Origin of the sequence: Chryseobacterium sp. AG363, from assembly GCF_003610675.1 — a bacterium.
Taxonomy (GTDB): Bacteria; Bacteroidota; Bacteroidia; order Flavobacteriales; family Weeksellaceae; genus Chryseobacterium; species Chryseobacterium cucumeris.
Genome location: NZ_RAQF01000002.1, coordinates 2331774 through 2349479, shown reverse-complemented (window position 1 = coordinate 2349479; position 17706 = coordinate 2331774). Strand labels below are relative to the sequence as shown.

Sequence of the window (17706 nt, the reverse complement as noted above, 5' to 3'; positions counted from 1 at the left end):
CACTTTGAGAACTGAGTTATAAAATTTTATTACAAATTTAAGATTACGTATTCCAGAATCGGTCCTGCTTTGCCGATATTTCCACTTGCATGATTATGGAATGTGGTATAATAAATATTTCCACTGCTTGTCGTTCCTGAACATGATCCCATATAATCGCCATGCGCCTGATGAGCATTCCATGCATTCTGATTAATGGTAATGGTAACTGTGTTGCCGTTTGCCGTATGATGGCAGATCGTCATGTGATTATTGTTTAAAGACGTTCCCACAGTGGTTTTAGGAGCCGTTTTATCCACGTACTTATTGGTTCTTATCATCAGTGGTTCGTTATCTTTCTGTACCAATACTTCCCAGAATAAAGGATCATAATACTGGATTTTTTGCCACAGAGACATATCATACTGGATATCTAATGTACTAAACCCTAATGCTGAAGCCATAGCAGTATTGGAAACAGTACAGTTGTTATACATACTTGCATTTCCATTGATATTAAAACAGATCTTCGTAAAATCCAGAAAGCCTCCGGCTATACCGCAGGATTGCGCATTTTGATTTCCGCCTACCAGATACGCAGCAGCCCAGTCTGAGCTGTAAATGCTTCCGCCGTTTGTGATAAAAGTAGAGAGATTACTGAAAACGGAAAGGTCGTTACCAGGTGAGCTGGTTCCCGTCTGTGCAAGATTACGTGAACCGCAGTTCAGGAAAATAATATCATACTGAGAAATGGTGTTGAAGTTTTTTAAATCCTGATAGCTGATTTCTGTTGCGGTGTACCCAAGATTTGTAATAATAGCCTCTATTTCGTCATAACTGCCTTCTACATAAGCTATTTTTGCAATCTGGTTCAGTTTGGAATCTTTGCTGGGAACACTAGTTGTTTCATTTTTGTTAATGGTAACAGGAATTTCAGTTCTGAAATTAAGGCCATTACCGGTCTGAATGTGAAGGGTTGTTTTTCCTTCAGGTGCAGTTAGACTGAAGGAACCATCGGCATTGGAGTAAGTGTGATAAACCTGATTTTTGCTGTCAATAGTAAACACCGTGGCACCACCAATGGGTTTTGTTCCGTTTTTAGCAAATACTTTACCTTCTATAGTTCCAGTGGGTAAAGTTTTGGAATCTTCCGGATTCACTGAGTCATCACCTCCTTTACAGTTTACTAAGAGCACAAGGCTGCATAGTACGATGAACAAGTAATTTTGTCTCATATTTAATTGATTTTGATGGGTTTAGTTTTAACCAAATTTAATAAATTTTTAATATTGAAACAATTAAATTGTAATTTATTTTAATATTTTTTACTTAAATAGGTTATTTGTAGTTAATTTTTCATTTATAATTAAAGGTTGTAGAGGATTTGATATTTTACAGCTGAGTTCACGGATTTTTTTATATCAAATTTCCGGATAATACTTTTTGGGATGAAAATTGATTATGAATAGTAAAATGATGATTCTTAATTTCATAAATTTGCTGTAATGAATGACCAGTTACAAGAAACCAAAAACTTTATACAGGAGCTGAGCGAACGGCTTTACATTTATATTACCCAGATATCACCCTCCGGGCTGGATTGGGTTTTTCATATTATTGTAAAACTGAGTTTACTTCTTGTCCTGTTTTTTATTACTGATTTTGTTTTTAAGTTCATTATCAATTCTGTATTCAGGTTATTTCATAATGAACAGAAGTTTCCCATTTTAAAATCTATTTATCAGTCGAAAATCACCAATTCTGTAGCGCATTTTGCAGCTTTGATTGTTGTGGACGGTATTCAGGGTTCCATATTTCCGGAAAATGCACTGCCGAAGACCACCATTTTTATCATAAGATGTATCAATCTGGGATTAGTATTGATATTAGCAGGAATGCTCTACAGATCGCTGACAGCTTTCAGAAACTATTTTAGTATCAAACAGGATTTCTATAAAATAATGGCACTCAATGCCATTTCAGAAACTGTAAAAATTTTAGGGCTTTTTATATTTACTGTAGTAGGCCTTTGTGTGATTTTCGGAATCAAAGGAACAACAATTGTAGGAAGTCTGGGAGCTATTACAGCTGTTCTGGTATTGGTTTTCAGAGATACTATCCTGGGGTTTGTAACAGGTCTTCACGTGGCAACCTCCAAAAATCTGAAAGTAGGAGATTGGGTAAGTATTCCCAAATACAGCATCGAAGGTAATATTACAGAGATCAACCTTTTAACCACCAAAATTACCAATTTTGATAAAACAGTTTCAACGATTCCCACTTATGATCTGATGACCACCGAGATCAAGAATATGCAGGTGATGTCTGAGTCAAACACCCGAAGAATAAAAAAATCAATTTACTTTAACATTAATTCTTTCAAGTTTCTTACTGATGAAGATGTGGAGCGTTTAAAGGAAATTAACCTGATTTCGGATTATCTGGAAGAAAGAACTTCAGAGATCAAAAAAGAAAAGGAAAGCTTGGAGCATAAAGATAAAATTGTGAATGGAAGACAGCTTACCAATATTGGTGTTTTCAGATATTATGCACAGAAATATATTGAAAATGATCCCGATATAGATAAAAACGGAACCAGAATGGTTCGTCAGCTGGAGATTACCCCACAAGGATTACCTCTTGAAGTATATTGTTTTGCCAATGATTCCAAATGGGAACGTTTTGAGCAGATACAGGCAGATATTTTTGACCATTTATTAGTGGCTTCAAAAGAATTTGAACTTCAGGTAATGCAGGTAAGCGTGAAAGTGTAAAAGCTGGAAAACAGAGAAGGGAAACTGTAAGTTTCAGCCTTTTCAAAAAAACTTTAAATTAAACTTTTAAATGATCATGAATGTGGAAGTACTAATAGAAGTACAATGCCTGGATTTGCCTCCAGCCCCAAGCCTCTAGCTTCTCACATCTCATATCTAACATCTAAAATAAAATGACAAAACTAAGCGTAAACATTAATAAAATTGCGACGTTAAGAAATGCAAGAGGAGGTGAGACCCCAAGTGTTACAGAAGCTGCTGTAAAAATTCAGGAATTTGGCGGGCAGGGAATTACCATCCATCCAAGACCTGATGAAAGGCATATCACAAGAAAAGATGTCTATGATCTGAAGCCGTTGGTTACGACTGAGTTTAATATTGAAGGAAATCCTCATCAGGATTTTATTGATATGGTATTGGAAGTAAAACCTGAGCAGGTAACGCTGGTGCCGGATGCTGATGATGCCATTACCTCCAATGCAGGCTGGGATACAAAAAAACATCTTGATTACCTTACAGAGATTATTGCAGAATTTAAAAAAGCTGGAATCCGTACTTCTGTTTTCCTGGATCCTTTACCGGAACTTGTAGAATATGCAGCAAAAACAGGAGCAGATAGAATTGAGCTGTACACAGAAGCTTACGCAAAAAATTATCTTATTAATAAAGAACAAGCCATAAAACCTTATTATGATACTGCGGTTGAAGCTACCAATTTCGGATTGGGAATTAATGCAGGTCATGATTTGAGCTTAGAAAATCTGAAATATTTTGCAGATACCATTCCGAATCTGTTGGAAGTATCTATCGGACATGCTTTGGTTTCAGAAGCTCTTTATATGGGATTGGAAAATACAGTTCAGGCTTATCTGAAGAGACTTGCAAAATGGTAAATATAAGAAACCAGAAGTTAGAAATTAGAAGTTAGTACAACTTTCTTTTGATTTCTAACTTCTGATTTTTCACATCTAACTTCTAAAATATGGAAATTTTAAACTCAAAAATATTCGGCGAAAATGTGACCAATACGCCGCTTCTTGTATTTCACGGATTATTCGGAATGCTTGACAACTGGGGAAGTTTCGGAAAGGATCTGGGAGAATATCTTCCGGTACACCTGATCGATCTTAGAAACCATGGGAGAAGCTTTCATTCAGACAGCATGTCTCATGATGACCTTGCAGATGATATTGCCCGTTATATGGATCATTATGGAATTCAAAAAGCTCATGTTTTAGGGCATTCTCTGGGAGGAAAAGCGGTGATGCAGTTTGCCATAAAATACCCTGAACGTGTTGAAAAACTGATTGTTGTAGATATTTCACCTAAAGCATATCCACCGCATCATCAGGGAATTATCAAAGCACTGGAAACCGTTGATTTCAATACGGTAACTTCAAGAAATGAAGTGGAAGCTGTCCTGAATCAATATATTCCGGAAAGATCTACTGTACAGTTTCTGACGAAAAACCTGTATTGGGATGATAATAAAAAACTGGGCTGGAGATTCAATCTTAAGACATTATCTGAAAAATATACTGAATTTGTTTCCAATGCAATTAAATTTGGGGTTTTTGAAGGAGAAACTTTGTTTATAGCAGGGGCAAAATCCAATTATATCCTGCCACAGGACGAATTTGGAATCAAGCAGCAATTCCCTAAAGCTAAAATAGTGACGGTGAAGAATGCAGGACATTGGGTACAAGCGGAAAATCCTGTTGATTTTGCAAATGTTGTTAAGAAGTTTCTTGGTTTAAATTAATTTTATACTTTGATTTTCAATATTGTGTTAAAATTTTATTAAAAACATATATTATTTCTCCATGAGTTGAAATTTTTGTACTTTGGATTTTCAAAAAACAATAAAAATATTAACTTATGGAAAACAAAAATTCAAAAAAGAAGCCGTTTTTTGCATCATTCTTAGAAAAACAGGTTAAAGATCCTGAAACAGTAAAAGGAGGAGGTATTACTTCTGTACTTGCTGATCAGATTACATCAGTAATCAAAGATCATATCACGACTACAGCACTTGAAGACAGTGTTACAAAGCCTGACAATGACAATGTAACAATGAAATATCCTTCTGACGGTGATGAGGATGTTTTAGAAGCATAAGAAATATACTAAAGCTTAAGCTCAATTATATATCAAACCAAAACTAAAACATTATGAAAAGCAACAACTCAAAGAAGAAGCCGTTTTTCGCATCATTCTTGGAAAAACAGGTAAAAGATCCGGAAACGGTAAAAGGAGGAAGTGATATCACCCTTGCTGAAAGAGATTTGATCACAAAGCCAGCAATAGATACTGTAACTTCTCCAAAAGACGATATGATGCACACGCTGAAATATCCTTCTGACGGTGATGATGATACAATCACTCTTCCACTGTAAGATCAGAAAGAATATTAAATAAAATAGTAGGGGAAACTTAAATAATAAGTTTCCCTTTTTAATAAAACCGGCAAATGATTCTCTGCATCACCCATTCACAGGATTTTTATAATATTGATCTCTTTTTCGAATACCTGGCTTCCCAAAATATCCCTTATTTCAGACTGAATTCTGACCGCATGAATCACCTTCAGAAAATCAGTATTCATGAGGATTCATTTGAATTGACTGACGAATCAGGAAATACCATCCATTCTGATGATATCAAAGGCGTATGGCACAGAAAAGCATGGAAGATCAGCGCTCCCGAAGAACTGGATCAGGATTATGAAAAAATCTTTCTCAACGAATATGGAAGCCTGAGGTATAACCTGATGACTGCTTTAGAAAATATTCCCTGGATCAACCCTTATGAAAATGAAAAAAAAATAGATGGAAATAAGATATTGCAGCTGAAAATAGCACAAAGAAATAACTTAACCATTCCCAAAACCATTTTTTCCAATGATGAAGAAAAAATAACGGCATTTTTCTATCAATACTGCCAGGGAAAAGCCATAGCGAAGCTTCACGGAGTTACCGCAAAAACAATGTCAGGGGAAAATATGATTTCCACTACCATTATTGAGGAAGAGTCTCTGGAACACCTTTCAGATATTTCATACTGTCCGATGATTTTTCAACCCTATATTGATAAAGAATATGAATTACGAATCGTCTATGTAGACGGTGAGTTTTTCACAGGAAAAATCAATAACAGTGAAAATGCAGACTGGAGAGTTGCCCGTGAAGGATATTTCTGGGAAGAATACGAATTACCTGATACCATTAAAACCAATCTCACTTCCATGATGAAAGAAATGGGACTTTATATAGGAGCGATCGATATGATCAAAGGAAGAGACGGTGCGTATTATTTCCTTGAAGTCAATCCACAGGGAGAATGGGGAATGCTTCAGAAAGAGCTGGGATTTCCCATCGCAGAAAGAATTGCCGACAACCTTATCAAAAGAATTAATTTCTATGAATAAAATTTTAATAATTACCCATACCGCAGATAACTTTTCCATTGAAAAAGTAACAGAATACATTGAAAAAAATAATTATGAAGTCATTCGCTTTGATGTGGACGTTTATCCATTACAAAACAAACTGTCCACTATTTTCCAGGATGGAGAATGGGTAAGCTATCTGGAAACGCCTGAAGCAAAACATCGTTTGGATGATATTTCAGCCATCTGGTACAGAAGAGCCTACAATATCGGAAAAGGATTAAAGGAAGAAATGGACTCTAAATTTTACGGAGCGGCTATGGGAGAAATCAGAAATACTCTTTTTGGTTTCTTTGAATCTGTGGATGCTTATTCTTTAGGAAAACCAAGTGTTTACAGAAGATTAGACAGCAAGGAAGAACAATTGAAAATTGCAGATAAATTAGGGCTGACCATTCCTGCAACCTGTCTTACCAATAATCCTGATGAAGCAAGGAAATTTATTATAAAGCATCAAAATGTGGTGGCTAAAATGCAAACCGGTTTTGCCATTTATGAAGATGGAGTAGAAAATGTAGTGTTTACGAACGTTGTGGGCGAAGATAAACTGGAAGAGCTGGATTCATTATTGTATTGCCCGATGCAGTTTCAGCAGATGATTCAGAAGAAAAAAGAACTTCGTATTACCATTGTGGGAAGAGATGTGTATGCATTCGAAATAGATTCCCAGCAGTCTGAAGATGCCAAAATAGACTGGAGAAAAGACGGAGTTAATCTGATTGATAAATGGAACAGAACAGAACTTCCGACAGATGTGGAAGCAAAACTGCTTGAACTGCTGGATATTTACAATGTAGATTACGGAGCAATAGACATGATTGTTTCTCCTGAAGACGATTATTATTTCATCGAAATTAATGCTGCGGGAGAATTCTTCTGGCTGGATAATCTTACAGAAGGAAATCTTATTTCCAAGAGTATTGCAGACGTTCTTTGCGACAAAGCTCCAAGAAGAAATAATAAAGTAATGGCGTAAGCAATAAAATATTTTAAATATAAAAAGTCCTGAAAGGTGTCAATTCTTTCAGGACTTTTATGTTGGATAATCTAATAGAGTTATAATTTTTCAGTTTGTTGTATTCAGAATGATAATATTGGTTAAATTAAGTTGAATTATGCTTTAAAAATCGCAAATTTGCAAAAACGGTTTTTCCAAATAATTTTTACCGATCCGGAAGCATTGCCGGATAGAAAATATTGTTATATTTTAGTCAGCAATCAAGTAAAATAATTAATGATTTTTGTAACGGGTGCTACCGGAATTCTGGGAAGAATAATTGTACTGGAACTTCTTAAAAGAGGGAAAAGTGTACGTGCTTCTAAAAGGCCGGGCAGCAATTTAAACGAAGTAAAGCATTCATACAGCTTTTATACGGAGAATCCTGACGATTTTTTCAATAAAATTGAATGGGTAAACGTAGATTTTGATGATCTCGATTCTTTAAAAACTGCACTGCAAGGCGTAGATGAGGTGTATCACTGTGCTGCCAAAGTAAGTTTTCATCCGAAAGATGAAAAAGAAATGTACCATACTAATATCAAGGGTACAGAAAATCTATTGTTTGCCTGTGAAGGATCCGACGTTAAAAAATTTCTCCACGTAAGTTCTGTTGCCGTTCTTGATAATTTTAATGAAAAAGGAGAACTGGATGAAGATTCTGACTTTAATCCAAAATTGGAACATTCTGCCTACGCCATCTCTAAGCATTTATCCGAAATGGAGGCATGGAGAGCGTCAGCAGAAGGACTGAATGTGGTGATCATTAATCCCGGCATGATCGTAGGAAGCGGAAACTGGAACCAAAGCAGCGGTGAGCTTTTCTCAACCTTTGAAGACAATAGCTTTACCTTTTCAGGAGGTTCTGCGTATGTTGACGTAAGGGACGTAGCCAATACGGCTATAGGATTAATGGAAAATAACCTTTTCGGAGAACGTTTTATTATTGTCGCTGAAAACAACAGATATGCTGAACTTGCCAAACAGGTAAGATCACGTCTGGGGCTTAAAGAAGCAAAAATTCTTACCCAAACCCAGCTAAATATAGGAAGAATAGCCAACACCCTTTTCGGATGGCTGATTCCCAAACTAAGGATGGTGACCAAATCAAATATTGAGGCCATCTCTTCATTCAACACCATTTCCAATCACAAAGTCAAAGAAAAACTGAACTATCAGTTTATTCCTGTAAAAGAAAGTATAGACTTTCACCTGAATAATTATATTAACGACAAAAAGCTGAAGAAATGAATCTTGCAGAGGCAATTATCCTTAAAAATGTAGAAAAACATCCTATAAAAGCGGCCATCGGATTTAAAAAGAAAGATGCCTGGAAAGAGCTGAGCTGGAAAAAATTCAGTGAAATTATTTTTAAAACAGCCAATGCTTTAAAAGAATCCGGTGTTCAGGAGAATGACAGAGTGGCGATTTATTCAGACAATTCATCAGAATGGATGATTATGGATTTGGCTTCTCTGGCTATCGGTGCTGTCACAGTACCTGTTTATTCCACGAATAATGCTGAACAGGCAGAACATATCATCAGCGATTCCGGTGCTAAAGCCGTTTTGGTAGGAAACCAGATGCAGTACGATGCCTGCCTTGAGTTTTTACATAAAGAAGAAAACAATCTTGAAACCATTATTGTTTCTAAAAAATCAGTGTGGATCAAGAAAGAGTTCAATAGTTTTTATCTTGAAGATTTTATCGCAAAAGCCTCGCCGGAGCTGGAGATCTGTAAGAAAGAAAATGATGATACGGCCACATTGATCTATACTTCCGGAACTACCGGAATCCCAAAAGGAGTAATGCTTACCCATGGAAATTTTATCAAGGCATTCGATTCTCATTTTGAATTTTTTAAGTTTAAAAACTTTGAAGAAGAACTTTCACTGGCATTCTTACCCTTAAGCCATGTTTTTGAGAGAAGCTGGAGCTTACTTTGTTTATACGGTGGTGCCCGTGTGTATTTCCTTGAAGATCCGAAAAATGTTGCCAAAGCACTGGAAGAAGTAAAACCTACCGCCATGTGTGCCGTGCCAAGATTTTTCCAGAAAGTATATGCCGGAGTTCTTGAAAAAGCGGAAGAAGGTTCAGCTCTGAAAAAGAAAATCTTTGACTGGGCGCTTAAAACCGGATGGGAGACCGCAGAATTAAGAAGAAATGAAAGACCGGTTCCTTTTGGATTAAAATTCAAAGAATCTGTAGCTGATATGCTGGTTTTCAGTAAAATTAAAAATAAAATGGGTGGCAGACTTTGGTTTTTACCTTGCGGTGGAGCTTCATTATCACCCGAAGTTACCCGTTTCTTTGAATCGGTGGGCATTCACGTAACTGTTGGATACGGATTAACGGAAACTACTGCAACATTGACCCTTTTCCCTTTAACTCACTTTGAGCATGGAACCAGTGGAAAGCCTCTTCCTGGAGTAGAAATGCGTATCGGTGAAAATGATGAGATCCAGGCCAGAGGAAACGGAATCATGAAAGGATACTACAAGAAACCTGAAGAAACTCAGAAAGTATTCACAGAAGACGGATGGTTCAAAACTGGTGATGCCGGAAAGTTTGATGAGAAAGGAAACCTGATCATCACAGACAGAATTAAAGACCTGATGAAAACTTCCAACGGAAAATACATCGCTCCGCAACAGATAGAAAACCTTCTGACCAACAATAATTTTATCCAGCAGATCATGCTGATTGCGGAAGGAAGACAGTTTGTTTCAGCACTGATTGTTCCTAATTTCGAATTCTTACAGGATTATATTAAGAAAAATAATATTCCTTTTACCAAATGGGAAGATGCTGTAAAAAATGAGAAAGTAATCGATCTTTACAAAGAAAAAATCAAAGAATTACAGAGCCACCTGGCAGATTATGAAAAAGTGAAGAAATTCACGCTAATGCCGGCTGAATTTGACATCAACACAGGAGAAATTACTCCCACTCTGAAAGTCAAAAGAAATGTGGTGATCAAAAAATATGCGGATATTATAGAGAAGATGTATTAAAAATTTTAATCTCCTTTTTCACATCAATTACAACTGAAGACGTGAAAATTCCCCTCTTTTGGAGGGGTGGCAAAAATTCAAAGAATTTTTGTTGGGGTGATTCAAAATAACGACTTAAAGTAAACTATGACAACACAGGATTTTATAGGAAAAGAAAATTTCACCATTCATACCCAAACGGTTTCAGAAAGCTGCCCGTCTAATATTGCCCTGATTAAATACTGGGGAAAATATGCTGATCAGATTCCTGCTAACCCAAGCATCAGCTACACGTTAAACCATTGTAAGACCAATACTTCAATGGAATTTACTGCGAATGAGCCTTTTTCAGTACAAACTTTTCTGGCTGGAAATGAAGAAGTGAAGTTTGCCGAAAAAATTGAAAAATATTTCAGAAATATAGAACAGTATCTTCCATGGATTCTGAAAGGAAAATATATCATCAGAACGGAGAATACATTTCCGCATAGTTCCGGGATTGCAAGTTCTGCTTCAGGATTTGGAGCCATTGCAAAATGTCTGATGGCATTGGATGCTTCATTTAAAGGAAAAACTTCTGAAGAAGAATCTTTGAGAAAAGCTTCATTTTTAGCAAGATTAGGAAGTGGAAGCGCATGCCGGAGCTTGTATAACGGACTTGTCGTGTGGGGTGAAACCGATGAGGTAAAAGGAAGTTCAGATTTGTTCGGAGTACAGTATCCCGATGCTGAAATTCATGAAGTATTCAAAAATTTTAATGATTGGGTTCTGTTAATCCATGAAGGGCAGAAAAGTGTTTCTTCAACAGTAGGACACGGCCTGATGAAGACAAATCCTTATGCAGAAAGAAGATTTCAGGAAGCAAGGGAAAACTTTGTTCCCATGAAAGAGATCCTGAAAAACGGACATATGGAAAGCTTTATCAAATTGGTAGAACACGAAGCACTTACCCTGCATGCCATGATGATGATGAGTGATCCTGCTTTTATCCTGATGAAAACAGGAACTTTGGAAGTCATCAACAAAATCTGGGATTTCAGAAGAGAAACAGGACTTCCATTATTCTTTACACTGGATGCCGGAGCGAATGTTCACCTTCTCTTCCCGAATAACGGATCTGAAGAACAGATCAAAACCTTTATTGAAGCTGAATTATTACAACATACTCAGAAAAATGGAGTAGTGAAAGATGTGATGAAATTTTAAATTTAAAAAATCAATAGGAGTGGGCTAAAGCCCACTTTTTTTATTAATCTTCAGTAACAACAGCTTCGCGTTCTCCATCTTCTTTCTTTCCTTCCTCTATCATGATTTCAGCCTCAGCTTTCTCTTCAGCAGTTGCTGTCTCTATCAGTTCTTCCTGTTCATCGTTGTGATGATCTATGAAAAACTCGCAGTATACCGGAAGGTGGTCTGAACCAAAATTTTCCAAGGTCTTCAGCTGTTTAATAAAAATATCTTCACTGTGAAACATCAGATCGATAGGAAACCTTAAAAGACGGTATTTCGCATGAAAGGTAGAAACGAAAGAGTATCCGATTCTCGGATCTATCAGATGACTTGTTTTTCTAAAAAGAACAGATGACCGTGACCAGGCCACATTATTGAAGTCTCCCACCACGATAACCGGTTTTTGGATGTCTTTTACACGCTTGGCAGTACTCAAAAGATCGCCATCTCTTTCCTTTGATGTTTCTTCTTCCGTAGGACTTGGCGGCGGCGGATGAACTCCAAAGAAAACAAAAGAAAAGCCATCAGCAGTTTTCATATGGATCTCTATGCTCGGAATATCATCAGCTACAAAATAATGGGTTTTCGCTTCTTTAATCTCAACTCTTGAATAAAAATGCATTCCATAGGTATTTTCAAGAGTTACTTTGTGTTGGTAGGAATATTCTTTTTCCAGAGGTCTCATTGCTTTCTCCCAGTCACTGTTGCTTTCCATCGTCATGAAAAAATCAGGGTTATGTTTTTTAACAAGCCCTATGAATTTCTCATACTCTTTATTAAACTGATATACATTGGCAGAAATAAAATGTAGTTTATCAGAAGATCTGTGACGCTGTCTGTGTTTTTTTACAGGATAGAAATGGGTGTATCTGATGAGTGTTTGACCGTGATGAATAAACATAACCAGCAGAAGCCCCTGATAATACCAGAAATATTCTGTAGAGTCTGTGAAAAAGCCTAATAAAAAAGTAAAGAATATAAGGTAGGTAACCTGTATTTTGGCAAATTCAGGAACCCTAAATATCCAGTGAGAATGCTGTATTTTTGGCAGTATTGTCATGACCAGAAGAACTATGGCCAGAGTCAGGTAAATAATCCACATATAAAAAGCTCTGAAATAATTTTGACCACAATTTAAGGAAAATGAATTTTAAAATTTATTAATCAATTTAAATTTTATTTTATCTATTTTTAATTATCTAAATCTATACTATGAATAAAATAATGGCATTTCTTGTTCTGATCAGTATTTCATGCTTAGGCCAGCAGAATACAGATATTGAAAAACCTATCCGAAACCTGTTTCTTGGTATGAAAAATGCAGATCCTGAGTTGGTAAAATCCGCTTTTGCAGAGAGTGCAGTACTTCAAACCATCACCAAGGACGGTACTGTGAAAAGTGATAGTATTTCGGATTTCATTGCTTCGGTTTCCAAATTTACAAAAGGAGATCTGGATGAAAGAATTATAGTGGAAGCTATTCATACAGATGGCAATCTGGCAACTGTTTTTACCCCTTATTCTTTTTATTTAAAAGGAAAATTATCACACTGCGGGGCTAACAGTTTTCAGCTGGTAAAACAGAATAATGAATGGAAGATTCAGTATATTATTGATACGAGAAGAAAGGATAACTGTAAAGAAATACAATAATAAAGTTCAATTGAAAATCAGGTTAAAATAAAAATGAAGATTCACCATATTGCCATCATCTGTTCAGATTATGCCGTTTCAAAGAAGTTTTATACGGAAATTTTAGATCTGAATATCATCCGTGAAGTATACCGCGAAGAAAGACAGTCTTATAAACTTGATCTTGCCATAGGAGATCATTATGTGATCGAACTTTTTTCCTTTCCCGATCCTCCCCAACGTCCGTCACGTCCCGAAGCATGTGGTTTAAGGCATCTCGCTTTCTCGGTAGAAAATGTTATGGAAAAGAGGAATGAACTGATCAGAAAAGGATTAAACTGTGAAGAAATTCGCATAGACGAATTCACAGGAAAAGAATTTTTCTTTACCCAGGATCCCGACCAGCTGCCGTTAGAGTTTTATGAAATGTAAAAATTAGTGCGCGTAACCTGCAAAGAAACTCACCGCCATAATGGCTAAAACAATAGAAGAAATGACTACATATATGTAGTCTTTTTCTTTTAAATAACCTATTAAAGCGAAAACGATTCTCATCAGAGGAGTGAAGATCAGCAAAAGAATACCCAGCTGAATAATAGCTGTACCTTCTCCTTTACATAGAGAGTTCCAGAAATGTCCCCAGACCTTTTCAGAAGAAGTACCTACTACAAGGCTGGTATATTTTTCGGGCATTTTAAAGCCTTCAAAAAATAACTTGATAAAACCGATCAATGATGTAGCCACAGACAGAATAACACCCAGTCTCAGAAGATTTCCTACCGAACGGTTCAGATCTACATCTGTAAAATTCTTTTTCATTATCTGAAACTTTTGTTGATACCGTTATACATCATATAAATGGAAAGAATGGTAATCACAATGGCAAAAAATACTTTTAATTTTTTGGTCTTCGATACCATCAGCGTTTTTGAACCGATAAAACTTCCGATCACAACTCCGATCAGTACAGGAGCTACAATCACAGGAATAATTTCACCTCTCTGGAAATAGATCAGGGCACTGGCTACTGCCGTTACTCCGATCATGAAATTACTGGTAGTGGTAGATACTTTGAAAGGAAGCTTCATCATATTGTCCATCGCCAATACTTTTAAAGCACCGGAACCTATTCCTAAAAGCCCTGACATGGCCCCTGCAAACATCATCATCAAAAATCCGGGAACTGTATTTCTTGCAGAATAGCTTTTCAATACTCCTTTATCGGGAAATGTTCCGTACAGTTTCAACTTTTCCTCCAGACTTCCTTTTACCAAAGGTTCCTGGTGATCAGGTTTCCCTTTAAGATTTAAAATAACGGTTAAAAGAAGGATACTTGCGAAAATAATTCCAATTGTATTTGGGTTAAGCATTCCTGAAACAAGGGCTCCAATAATAGCGCCTGCGGTGGTTGCTATTTCGAGAAACATCCCGATTCTCATATTGGTAAAACCTTCTTTTACGAAAGCTACAGCCGCACCGGAAGAGGTTCCGATCACAGAGATGAGTGAAGCACCGATAGCATAATGCATTGGAACGCCAAAACCGAGCGTTAATAAAGGAATGATGATAACTCCCCCTCCTAAACCCGTAAGTGAACCTAAAAGACCCGCGGAAATTGCGCCAAGGAAGAGTATGATGATTTCTGACATACTACAAATAATGTTACAAATATAAAATTATTGTAGTAGTCTGCCAAACATTTGAAAAAGATAAATTTAACGTATTTTTGTATGCATGAAAAATGAATTGAAATTATTTTATGTCATCCTCGGGGCAACACCCAAAGGCAGAAATATAGAGCAGCACGATGTTTTCTTCGGAATTGCGGAGAATCTGAAAGATCTGATTCCTGATATGAAAGAATTTTGGAAGGAAGCAGAAGGAAAAATTCACCTGGATTGTTACCAGGAAGTGAAATTTGCAGACGGTTACAAGGTGAAAATTGTAGAAAAGGGAGAGAAGACATCAGAAAACCAGTTGTTTTTTCTGAATCTGGGAGGTTATAAGCCAGGTTTCTTTGAAGAATTTCATGAGCAGCACTTAATGGTAGGACAGTCTATGGGAGAGATTGTGAAAAGAGCAAAAGCTACCGAATTCTATCAGACCATGGGATTTGAAGGTGCTGTAAGCCATATTGATGATAAGCATGGAGTGGATATTGATGATATTTTCAATGTGAGCGATATTCTTCCTGCGTATATGAAAGAAAAATATGCTATCATTCTTCAAAAGTCTGATGAAGAAAATCAGGAGAACCCAATGGGGTTAGGCTATTTAAAAATTGATAAAATTCAATAAGAGTAAATCTAATAAAAATAAAAAATGAAAATAGGAATTCTGGGAGGCGGACAGCTGGGAAGAATGTTGATACAAAGTGCACTGAAGTATGATGATGAGTTTTATACTCTGGATCCGGCCTCTGATGCACCATGTCATAATATCTCGTATTTTACACAGGGAAATTTCAATGACTATGAAACAGTTTTGAATTTCGGAAAAGATAAAGATGTTGTAACCATTGAAATAGAACACGTAAATGCTGATGCACTGGCAGAACTTGAAAAGCAGGGAATAAAAGTGGTTCCTATTGCCAATATCATCAAAACAATTCAGCAAAAAATCCTTCAGAAAGAATTTTATAAAGCTCATGATATTCCAAGCCCGGAATTTCAGGTGGTATGGAACAGTGATGAGAAAATCATCATGCCATTGCCGTTTGTTCAGAAGATGAATACCGGAGGTTATGATGGAAAAGGAGTACAGGTGATCAAAACGGAAGAAGACTATCAGCAACTATGGACTGAACCTTCTGTCATTGAAAGTCTTGTTGATATTGAAAAAGAACTTTCTGTCATTGTAGCAAGAAACGAAAAAGGAGAAACCAATATTTTCCCGGTAACGGAAATGGTTGCCGATCCAAAACTGAATCTATTGGATTTCAATGTATGTCCGGTTCTGCTGACGGAAGATGTTCAGAACCAGATTGATTCCATTACTGAAAAATTTCTGGCTGCAGTGAACTCTCCGGGGTTGTTTGCCATCGAATTATTCCTTGATAAAGAAGGAAAAGTATGGGTAAATGAGACTGCTCCAAGGCTTCACAATTCAGGACATCAGAGTCAGGAAGGAAATACTAATTCCCAATTTGAGCAAATGTACCGCGTGGTTAAAAATTTACCATTAGCGGATACTGACGCCATCACTTACAGCGGAATGCTGAATCTTGTAGGAGCAGAAGGATATTCCGGAAAAGTAGTCTATGAAGGAATGGAAGATGTTCTTAAGCTTCCCGAAACATACATCCACTTATACGGAAAAACTGAAACCAAGCCGGGAAGAAAAATGGGACATATCAACGTTCTTGCAGATTCCAGAGAAGAGCTTATGGAAAAGCTTGTACAGGTAAAAGGAATGGTAAGAGTAATTGCTGAGTAATATCATTTAAGATAAATAAAAGGGAGCTGTTTTAACTTTAAAAACAGCTCCCTTTTATTTATAAGATTATTCAATAGAAACGGGCTTTAGCCCGTTTAAAAATAATTATCATCTCAATTGGCTTTAGCCGAAGCTTAATTTTAGGTTTCGGCTAAAGCCAATTTTATTTTGATTGTTCACATCGGGCTAAAGCCCGATCCTATTGATAATGTAATGCTTTCATGATTAAGGATTTTTAACCACCTCAATATTATCCTTTTTATAATTGTATTTAATATAACTTCCTAAAGCGGTTGATAAAACAGAAAATTCTTCCAGCTTTGTAAGCGGTGCATAGAGTTTAAACGTACAAATGTCCGTTGCAGAAATAAAAGGATTGGTTACTAAATGGCTGTGGGTAGACATAGTTACCGTTCCTCCATTTTCCAAGGCTGTAGAGGTTGGAATAAGTCTTGAGTGAAATTTTTTATGGGAAATAATATTCCCTTTTTTATCCGAAACAAAAAGATAATCATTTCCGAAAGGAATTATACCAGACTGGACAGTACCAGGTATCAAATACACCTTATAGTTTTCATTAAACGGAATAATAATCATATTAAGACTATATCCCTGTGGTACCGTTACCGAATACTTTGGATCGGATAACTGTGGAATAATTGCAGAACGGATATTTTTTAAAATACTTTCAGTTTCATTAAGTCCCCTTTCTTTAAAATTTTCTTTGACAGGTTTTGTCTGGTTATTTTTGAAAGACAGTTCTGCAATAATCATATTACCTGCTTTATTAAGAAAGGAGGTTTTGATGGTATCGTTTTTCTGGTACGTGATATAGCTTCCTGTATTTTCAGCAAGTCTTTTATTGCTGCCTACAAGATCTCCTGCATGCCATGACGCATTTTCGTAAGAATAGAGTAGATTTCCTTCAGTTTTGATAGAATCCAGTTTTTGTTTCAGTTCTTTATCCGAAAGAGTAAGGTTTTGTGCAGAAAGAATGATGGACACGAAAAAGAAGAGAAATCCGATAATTTGTTTCATAGGTTATTTTTTTGCGAAAATACAAAATTCAATAGGAACGGGCTTTAGCCCGTTTAAAAATAATTATCATCTCAATTGGCTTTAGCCGAAACTTAATTTTAGGTTTCGGTAAAGCTAATTTTTTCCTATGGTTCACATCGGGCTAAAGCTCGGAAGCTATTGAAGATTTAATTGTTTAAT

Annotated in this window: 19 protein-coding genes; 14 read left to right on the top strand and 5 right to left on the bottom strand. The window is 36.4% G+C overall.

Annotated features, from left to right (window positions below):
* Positions 1–29 precede the first annotated feature (29 nt).
* A complete protein-coding gene (locus DEU39_RS10655) occupies positions 30–1214 on the bottom strand; it encodes a carboxypeptidase-like regulatory domain-containing protein (protein WP_062674457.1) in 1185 nt (394 codons plus the stop codon).
* A gap of 270 nt (positions 1215–1484) precedes the next feature.
* On the opposite strand from DEU39_RS10655, the gene DEU39_RS10650 reads away from it, so the two are divergent.
* The 10 genes from DEU39_RS10650 (at position 1485) to DEU39_RS10605 (ending at position 11397) form a co-directional block, all read left to right on the top strand.
* Entirely contained in the window at positions 1485–2753 is a 1269-nt protein-coding gene (locus DEU39_RS10650) for a mechanosensitive ion channel family protein (protein ID WP_120231924.1), read from the top strand.
* 173 nt (positions 2754–2926) lie between these two features.
* The gene (locus DEU39_RS10645; protein WP_062674459.1) at positions 2927–3646 is read left to right on the top strand and encodes a pyridoxine 5'-phosphate synthase; all 720 of its coding nucleotides are present in this window, start codon (positions 2927–2929) and stop codon (positions 3644–3646) included.
* An 89-nt stretch (positions 3647–3735) separates the two neighbouring features.
* The gene (locus DEU39_RS10640; protein ID WP_120231923.1) at positions 3736–4515 is read left to right on the top strand and encodes an alpha/beta fold hydrolase; all 780 of its coding nucleotides are present in this window, start codon (positions 3736–3738) and stop codon (positions 4513–4515) included.
* 116 nt (positions 4516–4631) lie between these two features.
* Positions 4632–4871, top strand: a complete 240-nt coding sequence (locus tag DEU39_RS10635) for a microviridin/marinostatin family tricyclic proteinase inhibitor (RefSeq protein WP_062674464.1) — start codon at positions 4632–4634, stop codon at positions 4869–4871.
* A 53-nt stretch (positions 4872–4924) separates the two neighbouring features.
* The gene (locus DEU39_RS10630; RefSeq protein WP_062674467.1) at positions 4925–5149 is read left to right on the top strand and encodes a microviridin/marinostatin family tricyclic proteinase inhibitor; all 225 of its coding nucleotides are present in this window, start codon (positions 4925–4927) and stop codon (positions 5147–5149) included.
* Positions 5150–5223: 74 nt separating this feature from the next.
* Positions 5224–6180: an MvdC family ATP-grasp ribosomal peptide maturase gene (locus tag DEU39_RS10625; RefSeq protein WP_120231922.1), complete on the top strand. Its 957-nt coding sequence runs from the start codon at positions 5224–5226 to the stop codon at positions 6178–6180.
* Positions 6173–7177 (top strand): MvdD family ATP-grasp ribosomal peptide maturase, encoded by a 1005-nt coding sequence (locus DEU39_RS10620; protein ID WP_120231921.1) that lies wholly within the window; start codon positions 6173–6175, stop codon positions 7175–7177. The genes DEU39_RS10625 and DEU39_RS10620 overlap by 8 nt, the downstream gene beginning before the upstream one ends.
* 258 nt (positions 7178–7435) lie before the next feature.
* Complete coding sequence (locus DEU39_RS10615) at positions 7436–8449, top strand: NAD-dependent epimerase/dehydratase family protein (RefSeq protein WP_120231920.1); 1014 nt, start codon at positions 7436–7438, stop codon at positions 8447–8449.
* The gene (locus DEU39_RS10610) at positions 8446–10212 is read left to right on the top strand and encodes an AMP-dependent synthetase/ligase (protein ID WP_120231919.1); all 1767 of its coding nucleotides are present in this window, start codon (positions 8446–8448) and stop codon (positions 10210–10212) included. The genes DEU39_RS10615 and DEU39_RS10610 overlap by 4 nt, the downstream gene beginning before the upstream one ends.
* A gap of 126 nt (positions 10213–10338) precedes the next feature.
* Positions 10339–11397 carry a diphosphomevalonate/mevalonate 3,5-bisphosphate decarboxylase family protein gene (locus tag DEU39_RS10605; protein WP_120231918.1) on the top strand — a complete coding sequence of 353 codons (1059 nt, stop codon included), beginning with the start codon at positions 10339–10341 and terminating at the stop codon, positions 11395–11397.
* A 43-nt stretch (positions 11398–11440) separates the two neighbouring features.
* Here the strand turns inward: DEU39_RS10605 and DEU39_RS10600 are convergent, their stop codons facing one another.
* Positions 11441–12523 (bottom strand): endonuclease/exonuclease/phosphatase family protein, encoded by a 1083-nt coding sequence (locus tag DEU39_RS10600; RefSeq protein ID WP_120231917.1) that lies wholly within the window; start codon positions 12521–12523, stop codon positions 11441–11443.
* A 110-nt stretch (positions 12524–12633) separates the two neighbouring features.
* On the opposite strand from DEU39_RS10600, the gene DEU39_RS10595 reads away from it, so the two are divergent.
* Together DEU39_RS10595 and DEU39_RS10590 are read left to right on the top strand one after the other, a co-directional pair.
* Positions 12634–13074, top strand: coding sequence for a nuclear transport factor 2 family protein (locus DEU39_RS10595; protein WP_120231916.1), 441 nt, complete (start codon positions 12634–12636; stop codon positions 13072–13074).
* A 33-nt stretch (positions 13075–13107) separates the two neighbouring features.
* Entirely contained in the window at positions 13108–13485 is a 378-nt protein-coding gene (locus DEU39_RS10590; RefSeq protein WP_120231915.1) for a VOC family protein, read from the top strand.
* A gap of 3 nt (positions 13486–13488) precedes the next feature.
* On the opposite strand, the gene DEU39_RS10585 is transcribed toward DEU39_RS10590, so the two are convergent.
* Both DEU39_RS10585 and DEU39_RS10580 read right to left on the bottom strand, forming a co-directional pair.
* Positions 13489–13872 carry a DUF1634 domain-containing protein gene (locus DEU39_RS10585; RefSeq protein ID WP_120231914.1) on the bottom strand — a complete coding sequence of 128 codons (384 nt, stop codon included), beginning with the start codon at positions 13870–13872 and terminating at the stop codon, positions 13489–13491.
* Positions 13872–14702, bottom strand: coding sequence for a sulfite exporter TauE/SafE family protein (locus tag DEU39_RS10580; RefSeq protein ID WP_076597404.1), 831 nt, complete (start codon positions 14700–14702; stop codon positions 13872–13874). Before DEU39_RS10580 ends, DEU39_RS10585 begins: the two co-directional genes overlap by 1 nt.
* An 85-nt stretch (positions 14703–14787) precedes the next feature.
* On the opposite strand from DEU39_RS10580, the gene DEU39_RS10575 reads away from it, so the two are divergent.
* Both DEU39_RS10575 and DEU39_RS10570 read left to right on the top strand, forming a co-directional pair.
* On the top strand, positions 14788–15351 hold the full coding sequence (locus DEU39_RS10575; protein ID WP_228432438.1) for a DUF1543 domain-containing protein: 564 nt from the start codon (positions 14788–14790) through the stop codon (positions 15349–15351).
* Between the two features lie 24 nt (positions 15352–15375).
* Entirely contained in the window at positions 15376–16488 is a 1113-nt protein-coding gene (locus DEU39_RS10570) for a 5-(carboxyamino)imidazole ribonucleotide synthase (RefSeq protein ID WP_120231913.1), read from the top strand.
* Positions 16489–16713: 225 nt separating this feature from the next.
* Here DEU39_RS10570 and DEU39_RS10565 read toward each other — a convergent pair whose 3' ends face one another.
* Positions 16714–17526, bottom strand: a complete 813-nt coding sequence (locus tag DEU39_RS10565; protein ID WP_120231912.1) for a hypothetical protein — start codon at positions 17524–17526, stop codon at positions 16714–16716.
* Positions 17527–17706 lie beyond the last annotated feature (180 nt).

Excerpts from the sequence above, each read along its gene's own strand:
- DEU39_RS10655 (WP_062674457.1), bottom strand. The coding sequence starts at position 1,214 with ATGAGACAAAATTACTTGTTCATCGTACTATGCAGCCTTGTGCTCTTA.
- DEU39_RS10590 (WP_120231915.1), top strand. The coding sequence starts at position 13,108 with ATGAAGATTCACCATATTGCCATCATCTGTTCAGATTATGCCGTTTCA.
- DEU39_RS10605 (WP_120231918.1), top strand. The coding sequence starts at position 10,339 with ATGACAACACAGGATTTTATAGGAAAAGAAAATTTCACCATTCATACC.
- DEU39_RS10615 (WP_120231920.1), top strand. The coding sequence starts at position 7,436 with ATGATTTTTGTAACGGGTGCTACCGGAATTCTGGGAAGAATAATTGTA.
- DEU39_RS10635 (WP_062674464.1), top strand. The coding sequence starts at position 4,632 with ATGGAAAACAAAAATTCAAAAAAGAAGCCGTTTTTTGCATCATTCTTA.
- DEU39_RS10580 (WP_076597404.1), bottom strand. The coding sequence starts at position 14,702 with ATGTCAGAAATCATCATACTCTTCCTTGGCGCAATTTCCGCGGGTCTT.
- DEU39_RS10630 (WP_062674467.1), top strand. The coding sequence starts at position 4,925 with ATGAAAAGCAACAACTCAAAGAAGAAGCCGTTTTTCGCATCATTCTTG.
- DEU39_RS10645 (WP_062674459.1), top strand. The coding sequence starts at position 2,927 with ATGACAAAACTAAGCGTAAACATTAATAAAATTGCGACGTTAAGAAAT.
- DEU39_RS10610 (WP_120231919.1), top strand. The coding sequence starts at position 8,446 with ATGAATCTTGCAGAGGCAATTATCCTTAAAAATGTAGAAAAACATCCT.
- DEU39_RS10595 (WP_120231916.1), top strand. The coding sequence starts at position 12,634 with ATGAATAAAATAATGGCATTTCTTGTTCTGATCAGTATTTCATGCTTA.
- DEU39_RS10620 (WP_120231921.1), top strand. The coding sequence starts at position 6,173 with ATGAATAAAATTTTAATAATTACCCATACCGCAGATAACTTTTCCATT.
- DEU39_RS10600 (WP_120231917.1), bottom strand. The coding sequence starts at position 12,523 with ATGTGGATTATTTACCTGACTCTGGCCATAGTTCTTCTGGTCATGACA.
- DEU39_RS10575 (WP_228432438.1), top strand. The coding sequence starts at position 14,788 with ATGAAAAATGAATTGAAATTATTTTATGTCATCCTCGGGGCAACACCC.
- DEU39_RS10565 (WP_120231912.1), bottom strand. The coding sequence starts at position 17,526 with ATGAAACAAATTATCGGATTTCTCTTCTTTTTCGTGTCCATCATTCTT.
- DEU39_RS10625 (WP_120231922.1), top strand. The coding sequence starts at position 5,224 with ATGATTCTCTGCATCACCCATTCACAGGATTTTTATAATATTGATCTC.
- DEU39_RS10585 (WP_120231914.1), bottom strand. The coding sequence starts at position 13,872 with ATGAAAAAGAATTTTACAGATGTAGATCTGAACCGTTCGGTAGGAAAT.
- DEU39_RS10570 (WP_120231913.1), top strand. The coding sequence starts at position 15,376 with ATGAAAATAGGAATTCTGGGAGGCGGACAGCTGGGAAGAATGTTGATA.
- DEU39_RS10650 (WP_120231924.1), top strand. The coding sequence starts at position 1,485 with ATGAATGACCAGTTACAAGAAACCAAAAACTTTATACAGGAGCTGAGC.
- DEU39_RS10640 (WP_120231923.1), top strand. The coding sequence starts at position 3,736 with ATGGAAATTTTAAACTCAAAAATATTCGGCGAAAATGTGACCAATACG.